This is a genomic window from Flavobacterium fluviale (assembly GCF_003312915.1).
Classification (GTDB): domain Bacteria; phylum Bacteroidota; class Bacteroidia; order Flavobacteriales; family Flavobacteriaceae; genus Flavobacterium; species Flavobacterium fluviale.
This window is the reverse complement of record NZ_CP030261.1, coordinates 3,218,974-3,237,133: the sequence shown is the minus strand read 5'-3', so window position 1 is coordinate 3,237,133 and position 18,160 is coordinate 3,218,974. Positions and strand designations below refer to the sequence as shown.

The 18,160-nt window shown below is 33.6% G+C and carries 18 protein-coding genes; 9 read left to right on the top strand and 9 right to left on the bottom strand.

What is annotated here, in order from left to right; translation table 11 throughout:
* Window positions 1-121: 121 nt before the first annotated feature.
* From HYN86_RS14200 to HYN86_RS14190, 3 genes are read right to left on the bottom strand one after another with little or no spacing between them, the layout of a single operon-like run.
* Window positions 122-2,026: a DUF3732 domain-containing protein gene (locus HYN86_RS14200; RefSeq protein ID WP_113678631.1), complete on the bottom strand. Its 1,905-nt coding sequence runs from the start codon at window positions 2,024-2,026 to the stop codon at window positions 122-124.
* Window positions 2,023-2,478 (bottom strand): three component ABC system middle component, encoded by a 456-nt coding sequence (locus HYN86_RS14195; protein ID WP_113678630.1) that lies wholly within the window; start codon window positions 2,476-2,478, stop codon window positions 2,023-2,025. The genes HYN86_RS14200 and HYN86_RS14195 overlap by 4 nt, the downstream gene beginning before the upstream one ends.
* Window positions 2,465-3,694: a dsDNA nuclease domain-containing protein gene (locus HYN86_RS14190; protein WP_113678629.1), complete on the bottom strand. Its 1,230-nt coding sequence runs from the start codon at window positions 3,692-3,694 to the stop codon at window positions 2,465-2,467. Before HYN86_RS14190 ends, HYN86_RS14195 begins: the two co-directional genes overlap by 14 nt.
* 303 nt (window positions 3,695-3,997) lie before the next feature.
* Between HYN86_RS14190 and HYN86_RS14185 the strand changes: the two genes are divergently transcribed.
* The 3 genes from HYN86_RS14185 to HYN86_RS14175 all read left to right on the top strand — a co-directional run bounded on the left by HYN86_RS14185 (window position 3,998) and on the right by HYN86_RS14175 (window position 7,379).
* Window positions 3,998-4,756: an HNH endonuclease gene (locus HYN86_RS14185; RefSeq protein WP_162789381.1), complete on the top strand. Its 759-nt coding sequence runs from the start codon at window positions 3,998-4,000 to the stop codon at window positions 4,754-4,756.
* Between the two features lie 82 nt (window positions 4,757-4,838).
* Entirely contained in the window at window positions 4,839-6,110 is a 1,272-nt protein-coding gene (locus HYN86_RS14180) for a phosphoribosyltransferase-like protein (RefSeq protein WP_113678627.1), read from the top strand.
* A gap of 165 nt (window positions 6,111-6,275) precedes the next feature.
* Window positions 6,276-7,379 (top strand): reverse transcriptase family protein, encoded by a 1,104-nt coding sequence (locus HYN86_RS14175; RefSeq protein ID WP_113678626.1) that lies wholly within the window; start codon window positions 6,276-6,278, stop codon window positions 7,377-7,379.
* Between the two features lie 740 nt (window positions 7,380-8,119).
* Here HYN86_RS14175 and HYN86_RS14170 read toward each other — a convergent pair.
* The gene (locus HYN86_RS14170; protein WP_113678625.1) at window positions 8,120-8,995 is read right to left on the bottom strand and encodes an alpha/beta fold hydrolase; all 876 of its coding nucleotides are present in this window, start codon (window positions 8,993-8,995) and stop codon (window positions 8,120-8,122) included.
* A gap of 110 nt (window positions 8,996-9,105) precedes the next feature.
* Between HYN86_RS14170 and HYN86_RS14165 the strand changes: the two genes are divergently transcribed.
* From HYN86_RS14165 to HYN86_RS14145, 5 genes are all read left to right on the top strand, one after another.
* Window positions 9,106-9,471 (top strand): MerR family transcriptional regulator, encoded by a 366-nt coding sequence (locus HYN86_RS14165; RefSeq protein ID WP_113678624.1) that lies wholly within the window; start codon window positions 9,106-9,108, stop codon window positions 9,469-9,471.
* Between the two features lie 305 nt (window positions 9,472-9,776).
* Complete coding sequence (locus tag HYN86_RS14160; RefSeq protein ID WP_113678623.1) at window positions 9,777-10,256, top strand: hypothetical protein; 480 nt, start codon at window positions 9,777-9,779, stop codon at window positions 10,254-10,256.
* A 382-nt stretch (window positions 10,257-10,638) separates the two neighbouring features.
* Entirely contained in the window at window positions 10,639-10,863 is a 225-nt protein-coding gene (locus HYN86_RS14155) for a hypothetical protein (RefSeq protein ID WP_162789379.1), read from the top strand.
* Window positions 10,864-11,081: 218 nt separating this feature from the next.
* On the top strand, window positions 11,082-11,681 hold the full coding sequence (locus HYN86_RS14150) for a hypothetical protein (protein ID WP_113678621.1): 600 nt from the start codon (window positions 11,082-11,084) through the stop codon (window positions 11,679-11,681).
* Between the two features lie 120 nt (window positions 11,682-11,801).
* Window positions 11,802-12,398 carry a DUF4468 domain-containing protein gene (locus HYN86_RS14145; RefSeq protein WP_113678620.1) on the top strand — a complete coding sequence of 199 codons (597 nt, stop codon included), beginning with the start codon at window positions 11,802-11,804 and terminating at the stop codon, window positions 12,396-12,398.
* A gap of 369 nt (window positions 12,399-12,767) precedes the next feature.
* Here HYN86_RS14145 and HYN86_RS14140 read toward each other — a convergent pair whose 3' ends face one another.
* From HYN86_RS14140 to HYN86_RS14125, 4 genes are all read right to left on the bottom strand, one after another.
* Complete coding sequence (locus HYN86_RS14140; protein ID WP_083694586.1) at window positions 12,768-13,220, bottom strand: Lrp/AsnC family transcriptional regulator; 453 nt, start codon at window positions 13,218-13,220, stop codon at window positions 12,768-12,770.
* 225 nt (window positions 13,221-13,445) lie between these two features.
* Window positions 13,446-14,438: a bile acid:sodium symporter family protein gene (locus tag HYN86_RS14135; RefSeq protein ID WP_113678619.1), complete on the bottom strand. Its 993-nt coding sequence runs from the start codon at window positions 14,436-14,438 to the stop codon at window positions 13,446-13,448.
* A 56-nt stretch (window positions 14,439-14,494) separates the two neighbouring features.
* Window positions 14,495-15,526 (bottom strand): methionine synthase, encoded by a 1,032-nt coding sequence (locus tag HYN86_RS14130; protein WP_113678618.1) that lies wholly within the window; start codon window positions 15,524-15,526, stop codon window positions 14,495-14,497.
* A gap of 30 nt (window positions 15,527-15,556) precedes the next feature.
* Window positions 15,557-16,609 (bottom strand): DUF1852 domain-containing protein, encoded by a 1,053-nt coding sequence (locus tag HYN86_RS14125; protein WP_113678617.1) that lies wholly within the window; start codon window positions 16,607-16,609, stop codon window positions 15,557-15,559.
* A gap of 267 nt (window positions 16,610-16,876) precedes the next feature.
* On the opposite strand from HYN86_RS14125, the gene HYN86_RS14120 reads away from it, so the two are divergent.
* Window positions 16,877-17,506, top strand: coding sequence for a nitroreductase family protein (locus tag HYN86_RS14120; RefSeq protein ID WP_113678616.1), 630 nt, complete (start codon window positions 16,877-16,879; stop codon window positions 17,504-17,506).
* 223 nt (window positions 17,507-17,729) lie between these two features.
* Here HYN86_RS14120 and HYN86_RS14115 read toward each other — a convergent pair whose 3' ends face one another.
* Entirely contained in the window at window positions 17,730-18,155 is a 426-nt protein-coding gene (locus tag HYN86_RS14115; RefSeq protein ID WP_113678615.1) for a DUF2141 domain-containing protein, read from the bottom strand.
* Window positions 18,156-18,160: the final 5 nt, after the last annotated feature.

Below are 18,160 nucleotides of genomic sequence, written 5' to 3'. Positions count from 1 at the left end.
ACGATTTAGAATTCCTCAAACTCTGACAATTAAATTATGTACGTTAAATAACTGTCAATATACAAGCATACTAAATAATCTAATGCGTTTTTTAATTTTATGCTAAGCAGCATATAGCATATTAATTGATATTCTCAGGATTTACAAGTTTGTTTCCGTTTTTAAATTCTTTATCAACTAGATGGAAATTTTCAAGTTTCTCTTCGACCCAAACATTTTCTGGAATATGCTCTAATAGAATAATCTGAAATTGTTTCTTTTTCTTTTTGAAACCATTAATAAAATTATTCATGTATTTAAGCGCCTTGTTTAATTTCTCTCTATCGGTTTCCGATAAATCTTTAATGTCAACATTATCTGTTTTTTCGATTTTTTTATCTTTTCTTGTTTGATCATAATACGGTGTACTTACCTGATCCAACATTAAGAATGTAGGTATATAAATATTTTCCTCATCTCTATTAATGTAATTATGCGTTCCTCCAAAAAATGCTAAATGCAGATACAGGTAAATTGACGCACTTCCCAATTGCTGCCATTTGATTCTTTCATTTGTTTTTAAATTAATTAAATCTAATCTATTTGATGACTCATTGTAAAAGGCTTTATAATCAGAATAATTTTCTATTTGAAGCTCTTTTAATGATTCATCTATGCTTTCTCCTAAAAAATTTAAAACGATTCTTTTTAATTCTGGATCTTCATCTAATTGTTCTGATTTTTCAATTATTTTATCTTCTAATTCTTTTTTCTTGTTTTTATAATCTTCAGTTTTGGAATCATTTTCGTAATCTTCTAATTTGCTTTTGACATAACCAAGATGGATATACTTTTCCCTTTCCGTTGCTTGAATACTGTGAGATTCTGGATGCTCATGTATTTTCGAGTTGATTTCGTCTAATTCTGATTTTAATTTTTTTATTTCTGAACTGACATCCAAGGTTAATGAATCTTTGACTATCATTTTTTTAGTCAGCAACTGCAGGCTGCGGAACTCATTATCTAAATTATCAATAAGGTTCACAACCGTTTTGGTTGTTAGAAAATCACTGAAGTTATCTTTTAGATACCTAATTGGTGCTAGACTGTCAATATCTGATTTCAGATAATCCTGATACTTTTTATTCTGCTTTTCGTATCCAGTAAGGTTTCTAATTTTAAGTAGAATTTCTGTTTTTTGATTCTTTAATTTGATGACTTCAGATGGTGTTGGATCAATGTCGCCGATGCCATTATGAATAAGACTTTTCAATTTTGCTATAAGCTCACCATCATCATAAATGTTGTGGTTTATTAAATTTAACTCTTTTGTTTTCGTATACAGACCGCCAAGAATTTCCTTAAATTTTAGTTTATTTGAAATCTCTATCGACTGTCGTTTTTCAAGTTTCGCGAGATCAACTTCAATTTTTTTAATTTCACTATGCAGCAAAATATTCTTTGGTGTCTGTGCTCCAATTACCCAGTCTAAGAGCTTCATAACCGAAAGAGCATCTTTATATCTGCTTTCTTCATGCTTATCAAATAAATAGTGCCCACTTGGTAGGGTTTCCTGCCTTTGTATACAGAATAGCCATAAAAAATATCTGAAAGAAATCTTAGTGTTGGCTTTTACACTGCTTGATCCTACAAAATTAGTTTCAGCATCAATTCCAAATTCTTTACTCAGGATTTTCTTTAACTCCCCTTCTGTTATATTGGAGGAAGGTGTTTCGGGCATAATACCAATATCTGAAAAATAATATTGATTAGACGTTTCCGAACTACTTATGGAACCTCTAGCAATAGTAAATTCTTTACTGTTAATTATAAAATTAATTCCGTACCATTTTACATTTTCACCTATGAATTTAGGTGAAATATCGGTGGAACTTGCTAAAAAGCAGTAATCAATTATTCGGATTATTGAAGATTTCCCAGTAGTACTGTCTCCTGTAATGACATTTATTTTATTAGGAAGTAAATCAAGTTCTCTTGTGCTACCGTTATTAAACCACAATTTGATCTGTTTTATGTAAAAATTCATAAATGTATTTTTAATGATGAATAAAGTTCAATGGTGTCAATCTCTAAAATAGCTTGTAATTTTTCAGAAGCTGCCACTATATTCTTAGCCCTTGATCCTAAAGAGCCGGATTGTAAATCGAAATTATTTTCGAGATAGATGATCGAATTCGATTCCACTTTAATAAATTTTAGTTCCTCAGCTATACAGATCGCATTGAAAGTTAACGCATAAAAATTCTTGAATGAACCGTTGAAATTCAAAAAACTGCCAATCCTGCGTGAAACCAAATCTTGGATTCCGATTACCTTTGAATTCTTGTTTTTAAGAAATATTGTTAGATTATCGTTTAACAAAAATGGAAGTATCAAAAAAACTTTCGAATATTCGAGACTTTTCATTTTTGACATTACACTTAAGATTGCCACCAAGGCAATTCCTTCGTTATTATATAAAAATTTATTTGTTGCCATATTTGTCCTTCCATTTTTTTAGCCAACCTATTCTTAACTCATCACTTAAATAGATAAATGTTCCATTTGAAATATCTGGATCCATTTCTATTGAGCTTAATTTAAGAACTTCCAGCATACAATCATCATAACAGTCAAGCGAGTTATTTTCTTCACTATTAGCTTGCCTATGGCGTATCTGATGTCGATGTTTCCAAGTTTTAACTGCTTGCTTAAAGTAAAGTTCTCTTTCCTCAGGTAAAATAATATTATCTCGCTCTTCCCATTTTTTTAAGTTGGCTAGACATATCTGCATATAATGATTATACTCAATAATATCCTCCAAATCTATATCTAGGTCAAGCAATTGTTTTGCAAATATCCTATCTTCCAGTTTTGGATTCTCAATATATGCTTCAGTAGTTTTGTAAAATTTCGAATTTCGGACCTTATCCAGTACCGGCTGCAGAATTTTTTTTGAAAAATCAGCCTTACTGTAAACCACTTTCTCATTATCTTTAATTGTGAGATAATTAATAGTTCTCAATCTACCTTCAATTTCAAAAAAGGCATCTTCATAATTGTCTACAGCTAAATTTATTCTTAGATATTCTTTAATTTGGCAAATTAGATTGTCTTCATTTACAGTAATATCAATTCTGCTAAGTAATTGTTCTAAATACTTAAACTCTAAAAAATCAATTATGACCTGGTTCATAATAGGCTCTTCTATTGATTGATCTTTTACTTTTTTACTTTTTGAGTTTTTTTTAGGCTCCGTTAAATTGCTTAAATTTTCTTTAAATTGTTCAATATTAATAGCAGCTTTTTTTAGTTCCTCTAGATTGTTTAAAAACACATTTTCATCGCTTTTAGACTTGTTCGTAATCAATCCAAAGTATGTACTCGCGATAAAAGCAATCTGGGCTGAGTCATCTTCCCTTCCATCTTCAGGGTCACAAATTAATTTCAGCCAGTTGTCTATAGTGTGCCAAAGCGAATAATCTTTTGAGGTCAAATTTTTAGTAGAACCATCAATTTTAGTTTGAAGCGTATGTTTTAGTTGAAGTAATTTTAATCCACTACTGCTGGTTATAACGATATCGTCCTTTTCCTCAACGCTTAAAGATTCATCAGGATTTAACTTTAATAATTGTAGAAGAGCATAATAATGCTGATAATGAAATCCAATTTCCTTTTTATCTGCGGCGGTTTGGTCCTGAAATTTTCTACTCATTAATTTGGTGATCTTTGAAATTAATAATTATTTCTAATTATCGGTACAATCTCATTTTTTGTGAAATTTAATTAAAAAAAATTAACAAAAAAAATATTAAATAAATTAATTAAAATCTAATAATCATCTAGCATATAACGCGTAAATGCGGTAAAAATGAAGATGAAGTAAAGAAGTTTTTATCGAATTGTTTTGTGCTATCAAAATAAAAATTGTTTATACTTTTAACATCTTGATTATTACCCTAAAATTTCTTATAATTGCTTAACTTACTTATTGAATTGAAATCCATTAGTAACAATTATGATTAGCGATAGAACACGGAAAATTTTATGGTCAAAATCTGGAAATCTTTGCGCACTCTGTCGAATAGAACTTGTGCAGGATGTTGAGAACACTTCTGAAAAATTGGTTATAGGAATGGAATGCCATATAATTTCAAAAAGAAATGGACCAAGAAGCGATCAAAAATATAACGGTGATTATGACGGATATGAAAATTTAATTCTCTTATGTCCAAATGATCACAAAAAAATTGATGGGCTTGTAGAAAACTATCCTACTAGTAAATTAAGGCTTTTAAAGTCAAATCATGAAGCCTGGATCAAGACAACGTTAGAACAAAATCCCTCAGCATTTGCTAATGACAGGCTAAATATAAAAAGTTTAGAAAGAATAAATTCCGGAAGGCATCTTTTTGAATTAGTACGTGGAGCTCATGTTTTCGATTTTAACCATGACGATTTATTTACAGAAGATGAAGCAGAACTTATCGGAAGTTTTTTTGAAGACCTGCAAGACAATGGCGATATCCTTTCGGACATGGGGTATTCCGAAACCGCTAAATATGAAATTCATCTGAATCAGGAAATCAAAAAAATACTTGAGCTCGGATTTATTCTATATGGAATCCGTCGCAATGCCAGATATTGGGATGGCAGTGGTAATGAGTTAGGTGAATTTGATACCGCTACAGTTGTTGCTGCAAGAAAAGATCATCCGGCTATAATTGGCAATTTTCTAATTGCAAAATTTAAGCCTCGCTCTAAATTATATTTATGACTTTTCATTCTACTCTTTAATATCTCTGCCTGCCTTTTAGGATGATCCTTAATATAATTTATAATTAAATTCTTTTGAGATAATGTCATTTAACATTAACATAGATAATACAGAACTAGAAATTTTGTCTGGAAGGCTTAAGCATGTCGTCAGTCCTCTTGATATTGTAAAATGGTTAGGAAACTTCGAAGAGCATGAAATAGATCTTGCAAAAAAAATACTTTCCAATTTAACTGTTTATACAACATATGAGATTGAAAGTATATTAAATGATGCTTTTGTGAATTTATTTCCTAAAAATGTACCCGATGGACATCAGCTGATCGTCAATGATGTGGGAGAATTTGGTAAAAGCGGAAGTATGATTGCTTATTTTTTTCAAAAAACCTCCTTTTATAAAAAAAATGCCAAATCCATAAAACTCGTAAACAACCTCAAAGATATTTCGTATGACAATTTCAGCATTTATTCGTTGATTATGCTGGACGATTTTGTAGGAACTGGAGACTCTGTTAAGGATTATTTTTATGTAAGCCGTGAATATATGACGGCTTTTGCAAATATTTACTTTATAGGTATCGCAGGTATGCGAAATGGGATAAAGAACTTAAAAGGACTATTTACAAAAGTCGTAATACCTCCTTCTAATATTTTCAAAAAAGCCTTTGCTCCCGATGCAAGTTATTTTGGATATCGCAAACACGTACCTTATCGGGACATGGCATTTAAGTATGGTAAATCCCTGAGTCAGAAAAAAAGCAAAGTGGGCAAGAAAGAGAAATTTATCAATGCACTTGGTTATGACAATTCCCAAGCCCTTGTATCATTTGCCTACGGAAGCCCAAATAACACCTTACCCATTATCTGGGCAAGTACTACAGGATGGATTCCATTAATTCCAAGATTTTCTCCTGATAAAATGCATACTTCTCGTGAACTACGCAAGAATATATCTTACGAACTATCTATTTTAAAAGAATTTGGAACCCAAAATCTTAAGGATAACTTTTTTTCTTTCAAGATAAAAAAAGGAAAAAAAGAATTTTCTTCTGTATCAAGTACTGATTTTTCAATTTACAGTATCATAAAGCTTTCCAGACAAGGTTTCCTTACTGCCAACATCTGTCACAAACTTGGAATTATGCAAAAAGATTATGATCAGTACATTTTAAACGGGCGTGAAAAGGGTATTTTTGAACCTAACGGTAAATTAACTTCTTTTGGACTAAGCCTTTACATGGACGCTAAAAAATGCATTGAACGCAATAAAAAAATGCTATATTTGGATGAAAAGATTAATTTTGAAATAAAAGTTATTGATTACATACCAAAAAAATTTAATGGAAGGTCATAAATGGCAAGCAATTTCAAGTCATTTAAATAAGTTTAAATCTTGATTTCCTGGATAGTTATCCAAGAATTTAGTGAAGTAACTTTTCAAACTTTACTGCACAATATCCTCACTACGTTCCGGTTTGTGCAGTAATGCTCACGCCGAATAAATAAAAGAGTTGCCTTTATGACTATTCCATCAATAATTAAAAATTCCATCCCAAAAGAAATACCGGCACCTCCTTCTCCGGAATTCCTTAATGACATCGCACAATATCGGGCCCATCTGATTGATCAGGGGCTACCTGTAATTTATTCAGTACATCATTTGGGGCTCATCTCAAAGTTTAATATAAATAACATGATACACTTGTGCAATATGCCGAGAGACGGTTTTTATAAAAGATTTAAGATGAAGAAAAAAAAAGGAGGTTACCGAGTTATTCAGACTCCCAGCAGTGAACTGAAATATTTACAGCGATGGATTTTAAAAAACATCCTTGAAAACCGGCCTTCACACGAGTGCTGCAAAGGGTTCGATTTAAAAGCCAGCATAAAAAACAATGCTGAGAGTCACTTGAATAAAGAAGCTATCTTAAAAATTGATTTTCTGAGATTCTTTGATTCTATAAACGAAAAACAGATTTACCGCATATTTAAAGGTATGGGTTATCATGGAAATGTTGCTTTCGCTTTAGCGAAAATCTGCTCGGTTGTTCCCGACAAAATGTTTTTTAAATCTTTTAAAAAAAATGAAAAGCATCTCAAAAAAGTTGTTTTAGAACATGATGGTGGCATATTGCCTCAAGGAGCCCCGACAAGCCCAAAGCTTTCAAATCTTTTCTGTCTAAGCCTCGATCATCGTTTAACATTACTGGCATCCAAAAATAATTTGAGCTATACCCGTTATGCCGATGATCTAACCTTTTCTGGAGATTATGAAACTTTAATTTCTGTAAAGAAAACAATTTATAAGATAATAAAGGACGAAAAATTATTTGTAAATATGGGAAAAACCAAAATCCTTAAAAGAGGAAGTCTATTCTTTGTAACGGGCCTCTCAGTAAACAATAAAAAAGTTACAATTCCCAGGAAAAAGAAAAAGGATATAGAACACCATTTGCATCACTGTATTAAAAATGGAGTTGAGAATCATATGCAAAAATCCAATATTACAAATCGAAACTTTAAGGACTGGCTTTTTGGCAATATTGCCTTTGTTTACTCTGTCGAAAAAGAATTAGGAGCAGAATACTTCAAGATTTTTGGTAGTATTCAATGGCCAATTTAGGGCAATATTCAACAATAAAAATCCTAACTAGTATAATGGAAACAAATCAATTTTTAGATTCAGTTGAATAACAGTAAAGAATAGGCACATATTTTTTATTTTCATCCAAACTAACAAACATAATCATCAAATTTTGACCTGAATAATCTCAAAACTAATATTTAATTTTGTAAATAACTAAATTAAATGTTCATTTAGGCATTGAGGTAACATTCGGATTTAATACTTGAAATTGATCCAATAACAAATTAGTGAAATCACATTCTTTAGCATTTTTAACATTAAACCCCTACAATACATACAAACCGCTTCTAATCAAAGAACCAAAATAATAATCTTACAAATCAATAGAAAAATAAGCTAATTTCTTTAAATCATTCATAAAATGATTTGTAAATTGTAAACTAGAGGTCACAAACAGCCAAAAGGCGCCAATTGAAGACAATTGGCGCCTTTTTTTCGTTTATACCATTAAATTCGATAACTTTTGGTCATTTTTGTTTTTTAATTTCTTTTTTTGAATAAATATAAGACAAAGCCAACAAATTCATAAGAATGGCTATTTGTACGAAGCAGGAAATCCATCAATTTATATTCGATAACTTAAAGGATTAGAGAACCTAAAATAGAACAAAAATTATGATTTTATAATGTCATTTAGAAATCGTTTATCATGTTGCTATTAATTAAATCTACCGATAATAGTGGCTGTCTAGTTCTCTGTAATTATTGCGTGTTAATTATTCCAAAAATTCAACTATAAACTTTGCAGTTTCATTTGGTTTTTCGGCAAGGATAAAATGTCCACATTCTTCTATTTTTTTCAGTTGTAAGTCAATTGCAGCGTTTGATAATGACATTTCTAACATACCATAACCGCTCCCACCAATCCCAAGTACTGGCATATTTAGTTTTTTGTATGTTTTACTGTCTTCAATGTCTTGAGGAAAAGCTTGATACCAAGCATTTGACGATCGAATTGCGTCCTTTTTGTTATAGGCAAATTCGTAAACTTCCTTATCGAAATTACTAACGCTGCTTTTTTCCACCAGTAAATTTTTAAATAGCCAGTCAATCACAATATTCATTCGTCCTTCAAGCAGATCTTCAGGAAGTTCCTTTACTTGATTAAATGCTAACCACCAAGGATACAAGTAATTTGCTCCTAGAACAGGCAACATTGGCAATTGGTACATTGTTTGGTCTGGATGCGGTGTATCTAACATAATTAGTTTAGAGGTCGATTCTGGAAAATTTGCCGCAAAACTAAAAGCCACATGAGCGCCGATATCATGCCCGCCAATGTGCACCTTTTCATATCCCATCTTATTTATAAGCTCGAATATGTCTTTTGCCATATTATTTTTTTCGTAACCGTCAGCCGGTTTACCCGAACTACCCATCCCTCTCATTTCTATTACAATAACACAATATTTTTCTGCAAGGATTGGCATTACTTTATGGTATGCCCACCAAGTTTCCGGATAACCAGGAATTAAAATTAATGGTTCTCCTTGACCACCTTTAACGTAATGTAATTTAGTACCATTCACTTCGTCATAATTATTTACAAAGTTTGGTAGTGATTTAATTAGTTCTGCGTCCGTATATTTCATCCTTTTTTTATTTGTTATGATTTCTTAATTGCAAAAATAAACACTAATTTTGTAACCCACAAGTATGAAGCATACTGTACAGTTTATATTTAATTCAAAACACCTACATAATGAAATTGATAAATCAACTTTCCAAAGAAACAGGCATACCAATTGGAACAATTCGTTTTTACGAAAAAAGTGGACTGATCAAAGGTCAAACTAAAAATGAAGTTACTACCAATAATTATGTTTATTATGATACTGAAACTATCGAAAAACTAAGATTTGTACAAATGGCCAAAGCAGTAGGTTTCACTTTGTCAGAAATAAAAGAGATTGTTGATGCCTGGTATAAAAAACAAATTAGTAAGTCTGCAAAAATTGAAGTTCTCAATAAAAAATTATTACAAATAGAAGAAAAAATGAAAGAATTAAAAGCAGTCAAAAAGCAAATCGCACTTTGTAAATTAAATATTGAAAACGATGTTGATTAGATATTTTCGCTATGCGCTGTCGTCATATATCAATTCTCATCTCTGACATTTTTTTTATTCGTCTAAAGGACCGCAGCATGCTGTGTTTTGTTTCATGCGTACAAAAAGGTGAGTATCCTCCAAAAGAAGTGATCTGGCAAAAATACAACTTGGCTGGATAGAGATTTAATTATAATCCTCAAACACCACAAGAGAAAATTGTACTTAGCAGCTTCATTAATCATCTCTATTTCCGTAATTTTATCCCGACAATGCATCCTATACTAACAATAAAAAAATGATTTATAACATAATTCGTTAATCACATGAAAAATTTGCTGTTTTTTATAAGCTTCCTAACTTTGGTATCTTGTGATAATTCTGAAACTCCAGAATCAGCTTTTAATTTAGATACCGCCATTGAATTCTCGGTATTCAATTCTAGTAATGAAGATCTATTAGATCCGGCGAACCCTCAAAGTATCGAAATATCTAAGATAAAATTGTTTTATCATGTTGATGGGGAAAAAAAAGAAGTTTACAACCAAAATCTCAGCAGTCCTAGAAATTTCAGAGTTTTTAAACATGAGCATGAATATAGGATCGGTATAAATTTAAATGATACCCATACCTCTGAAAAACCTGTAACTTACATTCAATGGAATAATACCGATACAGACACATTAGAAGTGGTTTACAGCAGAACAAATAAATCGGTTTTAAAAAGCAAAGTATGGCTGAATGGCACACAGATTTGGGAAAGAGGAAATAATACCATTGATGCATACAAGAAATTAATAAAGTAAATTTTCTTTTTTTAAGATCCCAGCTGGTAAAAGTCCACAATTCAAATTTTTAAATGATTTTTGAACAATTAGGACAGCCTTCAATCCTGCCACAAAAACTAGGGGATTATTAAACAGATTATAGTAGTCTAAGTTTTGCGACAAAAATCGTGTTGAAAAGTGTTTCTAGAAATAAAAAATTCAGCAAATTAAGGCAAAAAAAACAGTTTCGAATTTACTACATCTTATCATCCAGCCAATTACCCTCGACAGGTCTGATTGTAAACTGAAATTATCAACCTCAGACAGCAGTCAGAACTACCTGCCTTTCAGCTGTATTTATCTGTTCTATTTCCAGACCAAAATTATTTTTCTTATATTTAAGAAACATTAAAAATGAAAAATGATGAATACAGCAAAAATAGTAGGCATTGTGCTTATAGTGATCGGTGTGGCTGCAGGCTATGTGGGCTTAAACCGAGTGGCAGACAGCACTAAAGAGATTAACTTTTTAGGTCTTAAAATTGACGCTTCAAACGAATCGGGACAAATGCAGGGTTTTCTTTATATTGGAGCGGCAGCAGCTCTTTTGGCAGGCGGACTATATACTTTAAAAAAGTCAAACTGATTAACACCCAATAATAAGATTATAAGCCTGCAATATGTAAATACTGCAGGCTTTTTAAATCAATAACCACTTTGCTGAAACTAGGAAAAGAAAGAAAGAAAGAAAGAAAGAAAGAAAGAAAGAAAGAAAGAAAGAAATACCTTCTAAAATCAATGAAATCAGGTATTGTCTACCTTATCCCATGATGTTAACTTTGTTAGAAATCAAAAAAATAAATTATGATAACTTCCAGCGCCAATCGTAAAATCGTTATAAAAGAGATTCCTTTAAGACATAAAATACTACATCGTCTCGGACAGCTATTGTATACATCCCTTACAGTTCTGCTTTTCTCTGCTTGCAGCAGTGACAGCGGATCAGACACCAGCGAATCAGACTACTATTTCAAAGCTGCCCTGGATGGCCGTGATGTCAGTTTTTATATGGTAAATTTTCAGGGTGGCGGCAACGACAGCCGTTTTGAGATGATCAACGTTGGAGGATTTGAAAAGCCTTTCCCCTCAAAAGCCGGGGAGCTGGCACCTCCATCACTAGATTTTGAAATCTGGAAAATAGGAGTCGATATTACCCCAGGCACCTACTCTACCCCGCAAGAGCCGGAAATGGTGGCACGTTATGCAGTGCAGACAGCCGAAGGAACTATTCTATACAGCACACGGACTGCAGATGATATCTTTACGGTGAAAATCGAGTCGATCAGCAAAAGCGGCATAAAAGGAACCTTTTCGGGAAAAGTCCGTAATATGGATACGGGGAAAGTCCTCGAAATCACCCAAGGCAGATTCAATCTTCCGTATGAAGACATTGTTAATCCCTGAATTACAGCCAGACCATAACTCAATGCTGCACTGGCTAATTCATTTCGAAAACATAAGGCAGCTAGCTGTCCTGCGGATGCGATTAAAAAAGTTCTTGAAATTTTATAAGATTTTAACCCTATGAAAAAAATATACAATATCGTCCTGCTGCTGCTTTTCACACAGTTAGGCTCCGCCCAGTATTTTAATCTAACTCCACATGGATTTGTCTCACTGGACAGTAAGGAATTTACCGTTGTAGATGTACCTAATATAAAGCAGAAAGATTTGTACAAAAATGTTCTTAATGCTCTCAATACGATTTACCGCAATCCCGAGAAAGGACTCAGCGTGGTAGAAGGCGAAAGCATCAGCCTGACAGCATATGAAGAAAATGCGCTTAAGGTAAGACACAGCTCCGGAGGTATTGGTAAAGGGAATTATAAATATGACCTGTCCTATACGCTGACTTTTCTTTTTAAAGACGGCAGGATCCGCATCAACAGTCCCGATTTTGAATGCAGACGATGGTATGAAGGGACATACAAGCCCACCAGCGGCTGGAGCAGCAGTGGCTGGACAACCCTGCAACTTATAAAAGGCAAGAATGATAGAGTAGCTATTTATGACAAAGATGGCAAACTGCTATTAGAAGATGCAGCCAGCGGCTTAAACAATCATTTTAATGCACTTTTAAAGCAGATTATCGAAAAGTCAAAAAACATAAACAACTGGTAATAAGGCTGACAGCAAATATGGAAATAGAACAAAACTTCTTATAACTATTGAGGAAAAATCAAATACTTCACGATCAAGCTGCTGAAAAAAAAGAAAGCCTGCGAATTTATCTTCTCAGGCTTTTTATTTTTCGGAAATCCTATCAAGATTTTTGTTTTCTTTAAAATAGGAAATAATTTCATAAATTAAGTGTGATGTATTCTTTCCTTTGGAATTAACAGCTTATCTAAAGACGCCCTTTAGCGATATGCCCCAAGTTCAACGATAACAGGAAAATCTATTTTTTGGAATAATCTATAGAAATTGTGAGTCTCTAAAAAAACATTGCAAATGTTGCAGCAAATTTCAAATAAATAAGCCATTGCAGAACTATCCATACATATTTTTTATCTCCGACATAACAAAGGTACTTTGGGTACTCCCTATACTTTCAACTGATCCCAATTTATTAAACACAAAATCTTGATAATGCTTCATGTCTTTAGCAGAAACTTTCATTAAAAAATCATAATCACCTGAGATATTATAACATTCCACAACTTCTTCTATTTTCATAATATCGCTAACAAACTGATTCCCGATATTACGATCGTGCTGTTTAAGTTTGATATTGCAAAAAACAATGAAACCTCTATTCAATTTTTCTGCATCAAGCAGGGCAATATACTTTTTAATATATCCACTATTTTCTAATCTTTTAATTCGCTCAAAAACAGGCGATGCAGAAAGATTTACCATTTTAGCAAGCTCTTTTACAGTGTATTTAGAATTATCGTGAAGTATATTTAATAACTGAAGATCAATGTCATCTATCTGCTCCATAGAATATTACTTTAAAGAAGTTAATTTATTTTAAATCAGAATAAAATTCTTCAAATATAACCAAAATCAATACAAAAATCTTATTTTATACTAGTCAAAAACATTATATACTGCAGAATTTACCTTCACAGTATAAAAATCTAAAACACATTATTTTATAGCAGGGAGTATTATCCTTGATACCCTTTATCCAAAAAAAGATAAAGGGCTAAGTCATCAATAAAATTATACTTCTTTTCTTCGAGCCATACTCTGAGCAATGATACTAGCTGCAATCAATTGTAAGGCATGATAAAGCATGAGTGGCAGCAATACGATGCCGGTGATAGTACTGTGCTGAAATAGTACTTTTGACATAACGGTGCCGTGTACCAATGATTTTTTAGATCCGCAGAATAAGACAGTAATACGGTCTTCATCTGAAAAACCAAGCAGGCGGCTGAATAGTCCGACACAAAAGAATACGGCGAAAAACAACGCCATCATCCCTGTAGCGAGTCCAGCAAGTTCAAGGGCTGTGAAACCTTCAAAAAGATGTTCGGAAAATGACTTGCAAAACGACGTGTAAATAATGGTTAGAATAACTGCCTGATCGAAATATTTGAGCTGTTTCTTATATTTTTCGGCAATGGCGCCGAAACGCGAATTGAGGCTTATGCCGATGATGACAGGCAGCAAGACTTGCAAAATCAACTTTATGACGATTTGAGTAACATCAAAATCACCTGTTGCAGAAGCTATAAACAGCCCAACCCAGAGCGGTGTAACCACTACTCCGATCAAACTGGAAATACTCGCATTGAAAATAGCTGCGGGAATGTTCCCCTTGGCGATGGAAACCATGACCACTGAAGAGGATACTGTTGACGGTAAAGCTGCCAGAAAAAATACACCCAGCCAAAGCAGCTCATAGCCGTTATTAACAAACAACGGGCGAAATGCCAAAACAATCAGCGGAAAAAATAAAAAGGTTGTCAACTGGACGATAATATGCATTTTCCAGTTAGAAAGTCCGGCTTTTAGTTTCTCAACACTCAGTCGCATGCCATAAAACAAGAAAATTAAGGAAACGCCAGCATTGGCAATCTCCTCCAGCGAAACAGGTTCTTTGACCATGCCTGGCTTTGGCAAAAAATAAGCCATCAGAATCATGGCGGCTATCATTAACAGGAAACCGTCGAAACCTGCTTTTTTTAATACTTCTAATAATTTCTTCAATGTGTTTTAAATATTTTTCCTCCGTAGAGTCAAGATTACAAAAATATCTATTGAAACTAAATCCCAAGTTCTTTGCGTATAATTTCTGCTCCTGCGCTTAAAGCACTTAACTTGCCTCTAGCTACGTTTCGAGATAGCGGGGCCATACCGCAGTTTGTAGAAGGGTAAAGATTTTCGGCATCTACAAACTCAAGAGCTTTACGCAGGGTAGTCGCTACTTCTTCTGGTGTTTCGATAGTGTTGGCTGCCACATCAATAGCACCTACCATTACTTTTTTACCGCGAACAAGTTCCATTAAATTTAAAGGCACATTCGAGTTGTGACATTCTAAAGACACAATATCAATTTTAGATTTTTGAATTTTCGGAAAAATTTCTTCATATTGTCGCCACTCAGAACCTAATGTCTTTTTCCAATCAGTATTTGCCTGTATTCCATAACCATAACAAATATGAACTGCAGTTTGACAGTGTAAACCTTCAATAGCTCTTTCTAATGCTGCCATTCCCCAATCGTTTACTTCATCAAAGAACACATTAAATGCAGGTTCATCAAACTGGATAATATCTACCCCTGCGTCTTGAAGTTCTCTTGCTTCTTCATTAAGTGCTATCGCAAATTCCCACGCCAATTTTTCCCTGCTTTTATAATGGTCGTCGTACAAGGTATCTACCATTGTCAGCGGGCCTGGCAATGCCCATTTTATCGGCTTATTAGTCTGTTTACGTAAGAATTTAGCATCTTCAACAAAAACTGCTTTTTGACGTGCCACCTCACCTACAACCACTGGAACACTCGCGTCATAACGGTTGCGGATTTTTACTGTTTTACGATTTTCAAAATCTACACCGCTTAAATGCTCGATAAAAGTCGTTACAAAATGCTGGCGTGTCTGCTCGCCGTCACAAATGATATCTAGATCTGCCAATTGCTGTTCCTGCAGAGAAATACGTAAAGCATCTTGTTTCCCTTCCAGCAGCTGATCGCCTTCTAATTTCCATGGCGACCAAAGTTTTTCGGGTGGCGCAAGCCAGGCAGGTTTAGGTAAACTTCCAACAATAGAGGTAGGTAATAATAATTTCTTCATAATAGTATAATGTTAATTCGTTGTAATCAATTAAAGGGTAAAATTAGCAGACCATTGTTCCAGGAGACTTTTGTAAGGTTTAATGAAATGCTCTTCGGCATATTTACCCTGTTCAACAGCCAGTCGGCCGCGCTCTTCGCGGTCATAAACCACGCGGGTCAGTGAATAATCTTCGTGTTTAAGACTAGGCTGATAGATTTTCCCAGCCACTGAATTTGCATTGTAAATTTCAGGGCGATAAATCTTCTGAAACGTCTCCATCGTGCTGATTGAGCTGATTAATCCAAGATCAGTATAATCAGCAAGCAGATCTCCGGAATGATAAAAAGCCATTGGTGCCACACTATTAGCAGGCATGAAAAAACGAACTTTTAAGCCCATTTTAGAGAAATATTCATCCGTGATAGAATACTGATCCTGCAGATACTCAAAACCCAGAACCGGGTGCTGATACTCAGTGCGAGTATAAGTTTTGTTGCTCGATACACTGAGACAAATAATAGGTGACATCTTAAAATGCTCTTTATAAGTGGCTGAATTGACAAAGCACTTATAAAGTTTTCCGTGCAGATCACCAAAATTTTCAGGAATAGAAAAAGTAGATTTATTTTTATTGTGCTCGATCAATAAAATACTGAAATCATAATCCCGAACATAAGAGGAATAATTATTTCCGGCAATTCCTTCGATTTGCTGGCCAGTCTTACCGTCAATAATATTTGTTTTTAAAACTTCAATCATCGGTAGATTGTTAATACCTTTCTTATCATCAATATTCATAGTTACTGTAATGATTTCAAGTTCTACAAGGTAACGATCTCCTTTTGGATTATCCAGATGAGCCAATGCATTGAATCGATTGTTTATCATATTTAAGGCATTACGTAAATTTTGCTGGCGACTAGCTCCTCTGGCCAAGTTGGCAAAATTGGTTGTCAAACGCGTTTGACTTGAGGGGTGATAGTTTTCATCTAAACAAGTGCTCTCTAGTTTGAAAGCAAAATCACTTTTGATTGAATTCTGGGTGTTTTCAATATTTTGCTTTTCGTTTATTCCTCTATCTTCTTGTATATTCGCTTTCATTTGATGATAATGTTTAGTTTTTTTACCCTGCAAATTTGAATATAAAAGATTAAATATTTTTATTTAAATATAAATTCAGTTAATTATTCTTTTAACATATATTTTTAAAGAATATTAATCTTAAAACAAATATAATAATGAAATAAAACAGATAAATATTCTTTAGTCACCTAAGATGATTGACTTGGAGTTTCTCAGAGCACTTCAAAAACTCGAAAAAGAAAACAATATCATTTATATTTGCCAAAACTTAAGATAGACATAGCAATGAATTTGATAGAAAATTTAAAATGGCGCTACGCCACAAAAGCTTACAGTAACATTAAAGTAACAGAAGAAAAGGTCGATCAGATCTTAGAGGCTATAAATCTTTCAGCATCTTCTTGCGGTCTGCAAGCTTACCGTGTTTTTGTTGTAAGCAATCCAGAAATCCAAAAGAAATTAGGTGCCGATTCGTATAATGGACAAATTAGCTCTTGCTCTCATTTGTTGGTTTTTGCGGCATTCAGTGACATGACCACGACTTACATTGACGATTATATGACAATGACAGAAAAACAAAGGGGTCTTGATGCTGGTGCCTTATCAGGATTTAGAAATGGATTGCATTCCTATTTCAGCGCTATTAACGCAGAACAAAAAGCCTTTTGGGCGGCCAAACAGGCTTATATTGCCTTAGGAACTGCACTTATTGCTGCGGCAGAATTGAAAGTGGACGCCACTCCTATCGAGGGATTTAATGCTGCCACTATCGATGCCGTTTTGGGTTTGAAAGAAAAAGGGCTGCATTCTACAGTTATCCTCGCTCTAGGATATCGGGATTCGGAGAAGGACTATATGGCAGCTACGAAAAAAGTTCGTCTGCCTATAGATGAAATGATAACTAAAGTTTATTAATGTTATTTAGATATATTAATTATTGCGATAAAAGTATACGTTCAACATTCTAAACTTGATACTCCATAATATTACATATAGTACGACAATTTCTTCAGATCTTCCATAAAAAATGTTGAAATTTGTCCCGTCGAGGTCACAAAGCCAAAAGGCGGCAATTTTCTTTAATTGGCGCCTTTTTTATATCTAAAAACTTATTATTATGGGGAGGGCTAACGCTTTCCTATTTAACAATCAATGCAATACTGGTTTTAGCATACTGATTAACTGCAATTTTTACATCATCAAAATCAGGTGCTGAGAGTTTGGGTTTATAGTTTTTAGAAAATCCAAATCCTTCTGTAGGATAACCAATCATATTTCTATCACATTTTCCGTTATTATTCAGGTCTTGATAAACAGCAATAGCATACTCGCCATCCGGCAGGTTTTTGAACGTGTAGACCACTTTATTTTCTGCAGCTTTTACTTTTGCGGTGGCAATCTGTGACTCATTATCAAGAAAGCCTTTCTCTTTATCGTACAATCCAAAAAAAACAGATCCTTTGCCAGGTTCTACGCCCGATACTTCAACGCTGAAATTATGTTGTGCAAAAAGTGCTGAATTAACTGTTACAAGTACTATCAAGGTTATCATTTTAATTTTCATAATTA

Bases quoted from the DNA above. Each gene is read 5' to 3' on its own strand.
- HYN86_RS14200 (WP_113678631.1), bottom strand. From the start codon at position 2,026: ATGAATTTTTACATAAAACAGATCAAATTGTGGTTTAATAACGGTAGC.
- HYN86_RS14195 (WP_113678630.1), bottom strand. From the start codon at position 2,478: ATGGCAACAAATAAATTTTTATATAATAACGAAGGAATTGCCTTGGTG.
- HYN86_RS14190 (WP_113678629.1), bottom strand. From the start codon at position 3,694: ATGAGTAGAAAATTTCAGGACCAAACCGCCGCAGATAAAAAGGAAATT.
- HYN86_RS14185 (WP_162789381.1), top strand. From the start codon at position 3,998: ATGATTAGCGATAGAACACGGAAAATTTTATGGTCAAAATCTGGAAAT.
- HYN86_RS14180 (WP_113678627.1), top strand. From the start codon at position 4,839: ATGTCATTTAACATTAACATAGATAATACAGAACTAGAAATTTTGTCT.
- HYN86_RS14175 (WP_113678626.1), top strand. From the start codon at position 6,276: ATGACTATTCCATCAATAATTAAAAATTCCATCCCAAAAGAAATACCG.
- HYN86_RS14170 (WP_113678625.1), bottom strand. From the start codon at position 8,995: ATGAAATATACGGACGCAGAACTAATTAAATCACTACCAAACTTTGTA.
- HYN86_RS14165 (WP_113678624.1), top strand. From the start codon at position 9,106: ATGAAATTGATAAATCAACTTTCCAAAGAAACAGGCATACCAATTGGA.
- HYN86_RS14160 (WP_113678623.1), top strand. From the start codon at position 9,777: ATGAAAAATTTGCTGTTTTTTATAAGCTTCCTAACTTTGGTATCTTGT.
- HYN86_RS14155 (WP_162789379.1), top strand. From the start codon at position 10,639: ATGATGAATACAGCAAAAATAGTAGGCATTGTGCTTATAGTGATCGGT.
- HYN86_RS14150 (WP_113678621.1), top strand. From the start codon at position 11,082: ATGATAACTTCCAGCGCCAATCGTAAAATCGTTATAAAAGAGATTCCT.
- HYN86_RS14145 (WP_113678620.1), top strand. From the start codon at position 11,802: ATGAAAAAAATATACAATATCGTCCTGCTGCTGCTTTTCACACAGTTA.
- HYN86_RS14140 (WP_083694586.1), bottom strand. From the start codon at position 13,220: ATGGAGCAGATAGATGACATTGATCTTCAGTTATTAAATATACTTCAC.
- HYN86_RS14130 (WP_113678618.1), bottom strand. From the start codon at position 15,526: ATGAAGAAATTATTATTACCTACCTCTATTGTTGGAAGTTTACCTAAA.
- HYN86_RS14125 (WP_113678617.1), bottom strand. From the start codon at position 16,609: ATGAAAGCGAATATACAAGAAGATAGAGGAATAAACGAAAAGCAAAAT.
- HYN86_RS14120 (WP_113678616.1), top strand. From the start codon at position 16,877: ATGAATTTGATAGAAAATTTAAAATGGCGCTACGCCACAAAAGCTTAC.
- HYN86_RS14115 (WP_113678615.1), bottom strand. From the start codon at position 18,155: ATGAAAATTAAAATGATAACCTTGATAGTACTTGTAACAGTTAATTCA.